Annotated in this window: 11 protein-coding genes; all 11 read right to left on the bottom strand. The window is 32.7% G+C overall.

The window, feature by feature from the left end:
* Positions 1-171: 171 nt before the first annotated feature.
* On the bottom strand, positions 172-1,008 hold the full coding sequence (locus tag MKleb_RS18050) for a hypothetical protein (RefSeq protein WP_217076043.1): 837 nt from the start codon (positions 1,006-1,008) through the stop codon (positions 172-174).
* A gap of 66 nt (positions 1,009-1,074) precedes the next feature.
* The gene (locus MKleb_RS18055) at positions 1,075-2,082 is read right to left on the bottom strand and encodes a glycoside hydrolase family protein (RefSeq protein WP_217076045.1); all 1,008 of its coding nucleotides are present in this window, start codon (positions 2,080-2,082) and stop codon (positions 1,075-1,077) included.
* The gene (locus MKleb_RS18060) at positions 2,066-3,352 is read right to left on the bottom strand and encodes an oligosaccharide flippase family protein (protein ID WP_025107751.1); all 1,287 of its coding nucleotides are present in this window, start codon (positions 3,350-3,352) and stop codon (positions 2,066-2,068) included. The genes MKleb_RS18055 and MKleb_RS18060 overlap by 17 nt, the downstream gene beginning before the upstream one ends.
* Positions 3,349-4,269, bottom strand: a complete 921-nt coding sequence (locus MKleb_RS18065) for a glycosyltransferase family 2 protein (RefSeq protein WP_025107752.1) — start codon at positions 4,267-4,269, stop codon at positions 3,349-3,351. Before MKleb_RS18065 ends, MKleb_RS18060 begins: the two co-directional genes overlap by 4 nt.
* Positions 4,270-4,291: 22 nt before the next feature.
* Positions 4,292-5,467 (bottom strand): EpsG family protein, encoded by a 1,176-nt coding sequence (locus MKleb_RS18070; protein WP_025107753.1) that lies wholly within the window; start codon positions 5,465-5,467, stop codon positions 4,292-4,294.
* A 15-nt stretch (positions 5,468-5,482) separates the two neighbouring features.
* Positions 5,483-6,595 (bottom strand): glycosyltransferase 61 family protein, encoded by a 1,113-nt coding sequence (locus MKleb_RS18075; protein ID WP_025107754.1) that lies wholly within the window; start codon positions 6,593-6,595, stop codon positions 5,483-5,485.
* Between the two features lies 1 nt (position 6,596).
* Positions 6,597-7,391: a glycosyltransferase gene (locus MKleb_RS18080; RefSeq protein ID WP_025107755.1), complete on the bottom strand. Its 795-nt coding sequence runs from the start codon at positions 7,389-7,391 to the stop codon at positions 6,597-6,599.
* A gap of 48 nt (positions 7,392-7,439) precedes the next feature.
* Positions 7,440-8,342: a glycosyltransferase family 2 protein gene (locus tag MKleb_RS18085; RefSeq protein ID WP_051586039.1), complete on the bottom strand. Its 903-nt coding sequence runs from the start codon at positions 8,340-8,342 to the stop codon at positions 7,440-7,442.
* A gap of 20 nt (positions 8,343-8,362) precedes the next feature.
* Positions 8,363-9,451 carry a glycosyltransferase gene (locus MKleb_RS18090; RefSeq protein WP_025107757.1) on the bottom strand — a complete coding sequence of 363 codons (1,089 nt, stop codon included), beginning with the start codon at positions 9,449-9,451 and terminating at the stop codon, positions 8,363-8,365.
* 27 nt (positions 9,452-9,478) lie between these two features.
* On the bottom strand, positions 9,479-10,906 hold the full coding sequence (gene wbaP / locus MKleb_RS18095; RefSeq protein WP_217076046.1) for an undecaprenyl-phosphate galactose phosphotransferase WbaP: 1,428 nt from the start codon (positions 10,904-10,906) through the stop codon (positions 9,479-9,481).
* A 110-nt stretch (positions 10,907-11,016) separates the two neighbouring features.
* On the bottom strand, positions 11,017-13,182 hold the full coding sequence (locus MKleb_RS18100) for a polysaccharide biosynthesis tyrosine autokinase (RefSeq protein ID WP_025107759.1): 2,166 nt from the start codon (positions 13,180-13,182) through the stop codon (positions 11,017-11,019).
* Between the last annotated feature and the right edge of the window lie 6 nt (positions 13,183-13,188).

Here is a 13,188-nt window from a genome sequence, read left to right on the forward strand (position 1 = left end):
TCAGGTGTGGTCACTGCGAATTTTTCCAGTGAAATACATGAACAATAGTAACTTAAAGATAAGTTAGCGTACATATCAAGATATTATAATAAGTAGATTTACATTCAGAGAAACAAAATTGGATTAAAGACAAAAACCCAATAAAACAATAACTTACATCAAGTTAAGTAACTAACAACGTGGATGTTTACCTCTTAAATAAATCTTTAAAGCAAAAAGTGCATGATGAAATCGTAAATGTTTTATCTCACGAGCAATTACCTTCATCATAGTGTAAATATCTATCCATAAACTTTTAGAGTAAAACTTTGCCGATAAAACAACATCAATTAATCTCTCAACATGTCTCTCTTCAGATATAAAACCTTCATTTCTAGATAATGAATGTTCTAACATACCATTAATGATTATATTTATGGTCTCGCCATTATTAGATAAGAACTGTAAACGTCTAAAGAAACTAAAATCTACACCGTACAAAGCAAATCTTTCGTCGAAGGGGCTAAGCTTATAAATACAAAACTTATTAACTAACGTTCTATATATAACCAAGCCAGATCCGATAGAAAACAAGGTTTCAAATGAAAGATCAACGTTTTTAAATTTATCACAGGGTAACCCATTGACTAAAGGATAGTAAGGTGAATTTTTTTCTTTAATAATAGGGACTATTAAGTCTACTTGCGTATTGCTAATACCATTAAAATAAAAATCACTTAAAATAGTATCATCATCGAGAATAACAAACCTATCTGCTTCAGGATTATTAATTATAGCGCTATTATAAATCATGCTTAATGGTTTATTATTTACATCATTTACTATTTTAACGGAAATGAACTTATTTTCTAACGTCCGAAAAATAAAATTATTCGCATCAACATTATGTGGCCCATTGTTATATATAATAAGGTCAGCATCAGTGTACTTACAGGAGCAAATACTGACTAATGTTTTAGACTGAACTAATTCTTTGTTGTAAAGAACAACGGTGATTAACGTTTTCATTTTTTAAAAACACCAAATAAGTTATCTATTATGTATGAATTATAATAGTATGAGTTAATATAATTTCTAATGGAAAAATCTTTCATTTATCTTTTTATTTAAATTATGATAATATAACCCAAAATTCATTTCTCCATTTGTATAAGAATTACCATCATTAATTAAGTCATACCACCAAACACCTTTAATATAACTATATTTTCGTGAGTTACTTATAAACTGCTGAGCGTACAAGCCTATCATTTCTGGAGTGAATTTATATCTATAAAATGTTGGCACTCCTACCTCAGTTATATAAATTGGTATATCCAGAGAAGTACCCAAGGCATTTTTTATGTTAGCATTAAGTTTAACAATATCAGAAACATCCCTTTCTGCATCTAGGAATTTATTATTCGAGAAATTATAGAAATGTAATGATAATCCATCAATGTAATTCATTATACCTAGTTTTATCAGGTACATGCCCCATTTAAGATCAGAATCTTTATGCGGATTAAAAGAGCCAGCTATTATCTTTACATTTGGATCGATTGCTTTCATACGTTCAGAACATGATTTAACTAATTCAACATACTGAAGCGCGGATGTAAAGCTTTTAGCTTGCTTTTGGTTATTTGGATCAATCGACCATTCATTCCAAATTTCGAAAATAGGTTGCTTATTATAAAAATGTTTAACTGTCCATGCGGCAAAATTACAAAAACCGCTTACTGTCTCCGGAATAATCGGTTTTGTTCCACTATAAATGGGATTTGAATATCCTAAAATAATTAGTGGTTTGATTTTTTTATCCCCTAGGTAATTTATTGTTGATTCATCATTAGATTGGGGAACTGTATATATACCTTTTTTTCTTTCAATATTAGACCAATGATAATCGGTTCTAAAAGAATTGAAATGGTATATATTTAACAATGAAAACATCTTATCTTCAGGGAAATTCCATTCGTTTGGATGTATTCCCACGCCTAATAGAAAAGATGAATTATTAGTATCATGAACCTCATTCGCGGCGTTAGAAAAAAAAGGTAAAAAAAACATAGCAAAAGCTATTTTATTTCTTTTCATCATTCGACCCTACATGGACTAATAATTTTCTTCTTATAAAACTCACAAAAATAATAAGTAAAGCCAGTTCAACTATTATCAAAGCCAAGTTAATACCAACCAATCCGAAATATTTTAGCATTGGATAAAGCATAACAGCATATAGAACAAGCCCTAGAAGATACCCTTTTTTAAGGAAATAACTTAACCCAAGAGGAATTATAGTCAAGTTAACGGCAATAATAGACAACGATATGATAAACTGAGTGATGATCATTAGCCTTATTAACAAATGCACTTTGGCTATCAGATCTGAAGAAAACCCTCTTGCAAAAAAATTTTCTAAGAAAAAAAACCCAAGAAATTCGTTAAACAATAAAGCAGAAATACTAATGAAACAATAAAAACAGAATACTTTCTTAATCGTCTGTTGGTACTTAACTATATTTTTTGATTGCAAGAAACCACAAATCTGACTAAAAAATGCCTGTACAATTGGAGAATAAAACTGTCTCAGTACGTTAACTAATTTATCAGCAAGACTATAAATCCCCAAAGCTGAGTCGCCAAAAAAGAATTTCACCAGCAATGGATTGAAATATGTAAACCCTAGCGTTATAAATGAAGCAGAGAAATTATCAAAGCTGTCCTTGAATAAGACTTTTATATTGTCTTTTTTTATATAAACAATGCGCAATCTTATTGGAGTAAAAAAACAAATAAAAAACTGAATAATAACACCTGATATAACAGGTGGCATTAGCTGTAATAAACAAGCAATATAAAAATCTTGCTTACCGCTTACGCAAATATAAATAATAGCCGTACAGACCAATCTTGTAATTAGTGAAACAAATGCAATGACTGAATTCTTCGCTAGCCCTTGAAAAAGCCAACCAGAAAGAAAAATTGAGCTTGATGATGTAAGACATCCTAATAGCAATAAAGTTTTATCAATAGGATCTGAATAAAGGAATGAAATTATGATAGAAAAAAACATTACTATAAAAAAAACGAATGTTTTAATAAGTTGCACATTCGAATAAATTGCGCTTAGACCTTCATTACTATCACAACTATCACTAATTCTCTTTGCTCCTGAAAAATTAAATCCAAAATCAACTATGAATATAGCAATCAGCGCTACCGCCTGCGAAAAACTTAATTTCCCAAATAACTCGACACCAAGCGAATTAGTTAAAATGGGTAAAGATAAAAAAGGCAAAAGCATATTACTTATCTGCAGAATATATAAATACATAACCTCTTTATGTATTTTTCCATCTAATTTCATAAGAACAACCACGCAAGGAGTGAAACAATAAAATAATCACCTGTTTTACTAGTTGAGAAAAAATACAATCTGTTTAAAATACCCATTTTTCTTAGCTTCATCAAATCATCAGTATCATTTAACTCCTTTCTACTGTTTGCAAATTTTAATAAATGATGTCTAAATACCCTACCTCGCTTTGCCAAACCAAAAAAATAAACAGATGTTCGAATTTCCTTAAATATTCTATTTTTTTCATCAATTCCTGGAACACCTATTGTATTCTGACTATGCTGCCTGTACTTAATCAAAGGAATATCAACATATGATATTATTCCAAATGCAGCAGTTATAAGAGATATCCACCAGTCATGCATTCTGATTTCTGGTGGCATAGGAAGAAGTAATTCCTTAAGCTTACTATTAAACATCATTGCACAACCCGGGATATGATTTGTTAATATAAAGTCTTGCAATTTATTACTAAAAGGACTTTTAAGTGACTTTTTATAAAATGAACCATAAATTATATTAAGCTGAGCATCAACTATTTCTAAATCAGAAAAAACCAAACAAGGGCGAATTTCCCCATTATTACTTTCAGTCCTTTTAATCTCCGCTAACAAAGTAGAAAGCTTATTTTTGACCCAAAAATCATCTTGATCACATAATGCAATATAATTCTCTTCACAATAAGAAATAACCCTTTGAAAATTTTCACATGCTCCGAGGCCTCCCTCCATCTCATGAATTACTATTTTGTTGTACGTTTTATAAAGTTCATGCTGTTTGATAACTTGAACAGTATCATCAGTTGAGCCATCATCGCATACATGAACAATAAAATTTTGATAATCTTGCTCTAAAATAGAGTTAAGCATCTCATTAATGTACATAGCGCCGTTGTAAGTAGCTAAAGCAATACCAATTTGTTCCACTATAAATCTCCTTGTAGTCTGCTTATCTATAGCAGTATGTCAAAACGTCAGTGCTGAATTTGTTTTTATAAACAATATTACATTTTTCTTGTATGTTTTTTTCTATAACGTATTGATTGTCAGTAAAAACATTTAACACGTTAAATGTTGATTCAAATGCAGCCTGGCTCCAAAGAGTTGAACTCGATACAACAAAAATCCCTAAATGAATAAGGGTTTTTTTTATATAAAATATTTTATTATTGGTACGTGCTGCCATATAATTATCTAAGCCAATTGCAACTGAAGGTACGAAATAATAACCAAAGCGAAGTAAAAATGGAGATGATTTAGTAAGCATCAAAAAATAAAATGAAAATGTTGATTTTAATATGGAACTATCTTTACTTTGAATATAACAACGCCAGGTAAGAATCATCATTGAAAAATATAATATTGTATATTTGGAAACAACCAGCATTATAAAAAAGGAAAATAAGCCATCATTGTATTGTTCAAATGATTTTCGGTATGCATACACCTTATCACCAACATAAGGTATAAAAGAAATAATATTAGGGTTAAGGTAGATTGATATGATGACTACCATCGCTAATGATAATAAAATTATATTCCTTTTAAAAGAATTTATATTTTTAGGATTTAAGACAATATAAAGTATACTAAATATTGCGCTAACATGGAAGAAAGAGGCCGCAATGATGTACCAAAAGTAACTTTTCTTCAAATTAAAATCATCATCAAACTTAAGTCCCATAAGCAATACAGATATTGCCACGCCCTGCCTAAGTTGCACTGAATACATAAAATAGGAATAGAAAGAGAAAAGACAAAAAAACACAAAGGCAGAACTTTTAAATCTCCTACAGAACAAAAACAATATGGTGTAATTAAAAATAGAAATTAATGACATAAACTGCCCAAATGTTATTCCTAAAGCATTAGAAGTTTTCATTAAAAAATAAAAACCCGGCTCAACAATTGGAGTTAATTCACTATCAAGATTATTATACCATAAATAATAATTTATCCAGTCATACCCATAACCATATGTCGTAATAAAGTATAACGAAATAGCAAAAGAAGAAATTATAAAAAAGACTTTCTTATTATATAAAGAGCAAATCATCAACAATAAAGATGCTAATAAGAATACCATACACCCTCTCAATAATAATTTAATGATAATTACAAACATCACTTATCATTTAAATTATCGAAAATAGGCCAAGATTTTTTTGACAAGGTTCTTGGCTTTATTTGTACCATAACAGTATAGTGCAAATTTTAATTTACGGATACTCAAACCGAACCGAAAATAATCTAAATTATCAAATACAGCATCGTTCATATTCCGAGAGTGTAGATATTCTTTTAATTGATTTGTAGCAGTCAATATAAAAGGCCCATCACCTAAGCTAACAGCCCATTTTTTATAAAAACCCTCGAATATATCAATATAATCTACTTTACTAACATTGAATATTTTTTGAAAATCAAAGAGATTTTCATGAGGTAACATAGTCTTATTCAATACAATAACTCTAATTGTTTTAATTCTGCTAAAACATATATTTAGAGGCAGTGTTCCATTCATACAAACAATCTCGGAAGCTCTATTCCACAATTTAACTTGATCTTCTAGTACGAGTTTCTCTGGAGAGATAGGTTTATAATTATTTGCAAGAAATATATTTTCAATTAGTTCACCTCCAATTTCCTTCCCATTTGCATGTTTGTAATTATTCCTTGATAAGTAAATCTTTTCTCCGTATCCAATAGACTGTTTTGAATCCGGGCAGGCCAATGCATTGTTAACAACACGATCAAATATTCTTACATAGCATTCAGAATAAGTATTATCATTTTTAGAATATTCAGGAATAACTACACTTTTGAATTTTGTTGGTTTTGTAACTAGAATTAAATCCTCTTCCGAAACCCCGAGCAACTCCATAAATCTGAGATAGTTACCATGCATTTTCTTCCCAGATTTACTTACATACGCTATTTTTTTTCCTTTATTCTCATTTAGTAAAAACCACATTCTTGAGATATTATCAACTATAAAATGGCCCCAATGCTCAGTAAATATCCCAAACCAGATAACGTCAAAATCGAAAACACTTTCACATTCGAAATTATAAATACCTCCGAAACTAGCCCAATACGAATAAAAGCCAGATTCATCAACAAAAGTATTATTACATGATATAACCCCTCCAAGCCCCCATATATTCTTCCCTTTCTTAAATGGTAATATGACAGCATTTTTATACGTCGTTACCTCAAGCTCTTTTTTTGATATTGATATTATCGTTCTCACATTATTTACCGATAAATTTTCTAATAGTCATGGTAATATTCCTGTTGACAAGTAGCAACAACACACTCCTGATAACTCCATAATATGGGAACAGCCCATGTTTACAAAATGTAAAATTATCCAGTATTATTTTCAATCTATTGTATACTTGAATTTTTCTTTTCTGTGAGGATATACTTTTTTCATCAACCTCATAAACTAATAAAGGCCGCCCAATATTGGCCACTTTTCCCACCTTCATCAATCTAAAGAACAGATCATAGTCCTCACATGCAATATATTTCTTGCGATACCCACCAACAACCTTCAACGCTGATGATCTCATTATCACTGAGGGATGAATAAACATATTATTTAAATACATTTGTTTTCTTATAGTATTATCTTCAATAGGAACTTTTCTTATAAATAAAACTTCGCCATTTTTATTGACAAACTCAGCCCAAGTTCCAATAAGTACCAAGTCAGTGTGTTTATCCATGATTTCAACTTGAGAGATAAAACGTTCTGGTCCAGATACATCACCAACATCAAGGCGAGCAATATATTCGTAGTCATCTATAATTGAGTTCACACCATAATTTAAGGCTTCCTCAATTCCAACATTTTTCTCTAATCTTAAAACTTTAATATTATCAAACCCATCGCAATAATCCTTGATTTTATTTGTAACAGGTATATAGCTTCCATCATCAACAATAATTGTATGTATATATTTAGGAATACTCAAGATTGTTTTCTTTAGATCATCATACTCAGAATTATATGAAGGAATTAATACGCAAACTTTTTCCATTTCGCCTCTCGCGCAATAATAATAAAATTAATAGGAGATAAAATATTATCAACTTCGAGAAGTTTTTAGCAAAAAAATACTAGCTACTCTCTTCGCTACTTTTGAAAAATCATGGATATCTCTTACCATTGTAAGAGCATGTATAATATATTTAATTGCAGCTTTATTATTTCCATCATTTCTATGTAAGCGAGCATTAGTCAAATAAACTGATAAAAAATATTTTCGCCTTTGCTTAGAATTTAGATAATTTAGACATTTATTTTCTTCAATACATCGAATAGCGTAGCCTTTCTTAAAGTTTTTTTCAGAAGTAATTCCGGTACCATTGTGGAATGTATGTTGAAATAATTCTTCATGTAAGACACCAACTCGAAATCCACTTCGCAGTACTTTCAACATCAATATATGATCTTGGAACCTCGGAGAGTCAGTAAACAGACCTACTCTATCTAAAACATTCCGTTTAAAAAAAAACATTGGAGTAAAAGCACTGCCGTTAATAATAAAATCCCCTAACATACCAACTCTAGCAATACCATATCCTTTTTTTTGCTTTATAACATCATCAACAAACATATCACATACTGAGACATCTAATTTTTCTGAATTAAGATGCTCAATTTGTCGCGATACTTTATTTTTAAAATAGAAATCATCATCATCCAGAAAAGTCACATACTCACCAGAGCTATATGTTATTCCCTGATTCCTAGCCACACTGCCGCCGACGTTTACCCCTGTAGCTAATACTTTAACTCTAGCATCACTTGAAAACTTTTTAAGTGCTATATTTGTTTCATCGAAATATACACTATCCGCTGCGTTATCATTTATTACTATAATCTCAATATTTTTATAATCTTGGTTCAATGTACTTTCTACTGCTCTTATCAGAAAATCTGGACGACCATAGCTTGGAATTATGATAGATACCATCTCATTAATCATAATAGTTCCTTGATATTGATTTAGATATAAATAAATCTTGTTTTCTTTGCCATTATGCTTGCGTTATAGTTTTTTTCGAATTTAATTCTGGCGTTATTTTTCAAAGCAGTTATATCTTTGGATTGAAGAGAAAGTATTATTTCAGCTAAAGATATATAGTTTTCCGTATCAAATAAGAACCCATTTATATTATCATCTATTATTTCTGGAAAAGAAGTGTTTTTGCTTGCAATTACTGGCACTCCATACATAAAAGCCTCAATTGGCACCATTGCAAACCCTTCCCATCTTGATGGCATAATTAATATATCACTTGACTTATAGAATTCACCAATTTCATCATTACTTTTCCAACCCAAGAATTCGACACCATCTATTTGTGGTAATTCGCCATTAGATTTTTCCCCAATGAAATCACCGATAATCCTGAATAAAACATTAGAGTTTTTTTCTCTTATTTTCTCAATAGCTTTAATCAATATATCAAACCCTTTTTGATAATCAAAACGGCCGACAAACAAAACTTCTAATACCCCATCCTTCCTTACATGAAATTCTTTGTTGGGATTTTTATCACTTACCCCGTTATAAATTACTTCTAGCTTTGATTCATTCATACCATATAATACAGCTTGTTGTTTTTCATACTGACTGACGCATACTATTTTATCTGTCATTACCTGTAACAAACGCTCAATTAAAATATAAACATTCTTTTTAATCTTATTTGTTTGCATAAGAAATGAAAATGCATGAGGGCAATAAACAATTTTGCATCGATAAGGATATATACTCATAATTACCCTACATACAAGCCCAGCAAATGAACTATGAAGATGAACAACATCCGGCTTAAATTCTTTTAACACTCTTATGAATTCTTTGCCTAACTCAACAAAGGAGTTAATGTTTCGACCTGACTTCCTATAATGAAATAATACTACTTTTTTATTATTTGAAGCATGGTCCTGTTCCATTTCATAATCATTTGCAGGCAGTAAACAAATCACTTCATCGATAGTATTATCTTCAACTTGAGAATTAACCAACTCGTTAATTACTGTAATAACACCACCTTTGTTTACTTCGCTGACATGAAATACTTTCATTTTATTTCTCATCTAAATCACAAAAATTTAATAAGCTCCATCTTTCTTTAGAACTACACTTGTAGTTTTAAAGAGAATAGCAATATCATTCCACATTGACCAATTTTTCACATACCAGGCATCCAAATAAACTCGGGTTTCATAATCAACATCACTTCGGCCACTTACCTGCCAAAGACCGGTCATTCCCGGTTTACTCAACAAGTAATAATCTACCTCTTCATTATATCGTTCAAGTTCTGCGGTAATAATTGGTCTTGGCCCGACTAAACTCATTTCACCTTTTAATACATTAAATAACTGGGGCAACTCATCAAGACTGGTGCGTCGCAAGAAGCCACCTATTTTTGTAATTCTAGGATCATTTTTAAGTTTAAATGTAGCATCCCATTCTTGTTTTGCTGCAGCATCGTTGGCTAGTAAATTTTCAAGAACTTCTTTTGAATTAATAACCATTGATCGGAACTTTAAACATTTAAATGGCTTTCCATCTTTACCGATCCGTTCATGACCATAGATGGCTGGACCACCATCTTTTTTAACTTTTATACTGATATAAAGTAATATAGGAGACAACGCAATGATAATTGTGATAGCTCCTGCCAAATCAAATATTCGCTTTAATATCCGTGAAGACCACTTAGCAAGATTTTGTTGCACACGAAAGATCATAACTTCATGACTAAATATAAATGACATATCGGTACTATCTAGCGGCATTCCTCGTAAAGTAGGAATGACAGAGACATAACGAAAGCCTTTAATCATAAAATTACGTAACCAAGTATTACGCATTTCGCTTTGATTTGATTCAACAGCAACAATAAATTGTGTTTTTTTATCAATCGTTGCTAACCAGTCTATATCATTAGGTGACACATTAATACCATCAACATTCTCACCAGCAGTTCTACCTCCCTCACTGGCAATAAAACCCACTATATTTAAGCCAAGGTTCCGCTCGCTGCTTATCGCTTTATAAGCTTCATATGCATTTTCTCCACTACCGATAATCCAAGTGTCGCGTTGCCAGTAACCAAGGGTATTCAGAATACGCTTAGCCACCATACGGGAAACAGGAACAAGGATCATAACGAATAGCCAGGTCAGCATCCAAAGGGAGCGGGAATATGTCCATGTTGTAAATGCAATAACGGCAATTTCAATAACTGCAAATATCACTAATGTTCTTAGAATTTCTTTTAATTCAAACCAGAAAGTTTTCCGATAGAAGTAATGACGCAACCGCATCGCGTACCAACCTACACAGCAGAATGCTAATAACCAATGCAAGGCAATCCAACCTTCACTTTGAGCAATATTAATTGTATATTGATACTGGTTGGCTGTAATTGGTATCATGGCCATGGCTAAATAGATAGGGATAATGAAACTGATAAAATCAGATAAGGCTAGCGTCGTACTAACTAAAAAATTCCTGCCGAGGAGTGTCATGATTCCCTCTCAATATATGTAATCTTCTATAAGCAGTAGAATTCAAGCAAAGGTTAGAAGCTTATTAGTAATAAAACAAGCCAGATCACAAACAATCCGGCTTATATTTTTTATTTATCGTCTGTATAAGAATATCCATAGTGGCTATAGCCATAACCATAATAACTACTGGCTTTTTTTACTACGCCATTTAAGATACAACCTTTTACCATGACACCACTTTGTTCAAAACGTTTGAAGCCAACTTCAATTTCCTTAGTTGTATTCTGCTCAAATCTAGCAATCAGCAATGTCGATCCTGCATAATGTCCAATAATGGCAGCATCTGTTACAGCTAATATCGGTGGTGTATCAAGGATGACAATATCATAATTCTGACTTGCCCAAGTAATCAGTTCACCCAATCGGCGATGCATCAATAATTCAGCTGGATTGGGTGGAACTATTCCTCGAGATATGTAATCAAAACCCGCTATTGGAACGGATTTTATTGCTTTTTTTATCTCGACCTTTCCTGAAAGAATATCAGAAACGCCATTCTCGTTATTTAACTTAAATAATTTATGTGTATAACCTTTTCGCATATCCATATCAATGAACAGGACCCTCTGTCCAGTCTGAGATATTATCGCTGCAAGGTTGGAACTTACAAATGTTTTCCCGGCATTTGGGCTTGCTCCGGAAATCATCAGAACATTGTTTCGCGCCTCCATCATCGCAAAATGCAGACTAGTACGTAATCCACGGATAGCCTCGATTGCCAAATCCGCTGGATTTTCCACTGCCAAGAAGCTTTCGTATTCATACTCTGTTTTTTTCTTCACTCTAAAAGTCTGAATACTTTTTTTCGCAAATGTTTCCGAAACGGGGATGCTGGCATAAACACTTATACCCAGCTCTTCTAATTGTTCGGGGCTTTCAATTCCTCGCCGCAGGAACACTCGTAACAATACCAGTCCAATAGATACCACTCCCCCCAAAATAATACCAACCAATAAAATAATTACCTTTTTCGGTTTTACTGGTTTAGGTTGAGCTACAGCATTATCGATAATTCGAACATTACCAATAGCACTGGATTTAGCTATATTTAACTCCTGCTGACGGTTTAAAAGTTGCATATAAACAGCTTGTCCTGAATCAACATCACGACTTAACTGTAATATATCCTGCTGCGTTTTAGGCATGCCTGAAACGCGTTGATTGAGCTTTGCCTTCTCGTCCTGCAAAGTCTTTCGCTTCTCCATCAATGCCTTGTAAGTTGGGTGCTCCTTCGTATACAACTGCGAAATTTCAGATTCTCGAAATGTCAATTCATTTAACTGATTATCGACATTCACTATCTGTTCAAGGACCGATTTAGCCTCTAAAGAAAGGTCGACTGAATCTTTCTGTCGACGATATTGGTTTAATTTATCTTCAGCAACATCTAATTCATTTCTTACCTTAGGTAACTGTTCGTTAAGGAACTCAAGGCTTTTAGCATCTTGCGCCGCCTGACGGGCAACGTTTTGTGCTAAGTAATTACTACTGATGCTATTAAGTATTTTCTCCAGCAATAAGGGATCCGGGCCGGTTAATGATAGACCTAACATTCCTGTATCTTTACCTTGGTCGGCTACTGCTAGCGACTCTTGCAAATCTGTAATCGCCTTCAGTTTACTCACATAAGAAACAATGAATGTTGAGCCTGGCTCTGCGTTGATATTATCAACTTTGAGAGCAATACCGTTGCTATCCAGTAGGACACCAACCTCTCCTGACATTTGTACATCGTTGAAAGTCACGCTGTAATGGGTCTTATCCTTTACTATTAGCTTCAACTCAGGAATATCCAACTCGCTGTCTGAGGGTAAATAGAGCCTGCTAACTGTCAAACTACCCTGCTGTTTGCCAGTTAATCGCGCCCACCCTTTCCCAACCAAAGGAAAATAGTCTTGTTCTACCCGTGCCTGCAAGTTGAGATCGTCAACAGTTTTACCCAAAATCATACGCGATTGTAATAACGCTATTTCTGGCGCAGACTGCGGTTGGCTATCAGGTAACATCTGACTCAAACTATTAAGTAGAGCATTTCCCTGTTTCTGCTCTACTTGTAATAGTGAATCAGCCTGATAAAAAGGAGTAGCTAATAAAGCATATAAAAGTGCAATAAGTGTAAATAACGAGGTAACGGAAATAATAAGCTTTCGATGATCGATAAGCTCACCGATCAGACGCCCTAAGTCGATTTCATCCGCCTCTTTCTCAGCGGCTCTGTTTTTAATTGATGACATGCAATG

The sequence above is a fragment of the Klebsiella sp. PL-2018 genome (assembly GCF_019048985.1).
GTDB classification, from domain to species: Bacteria; Pseudomonadota; Gammaproteobacteria; order Enterobacterales; family Enterobacteriaceae; genus Klebsiella; species Klebsiella michiganensis.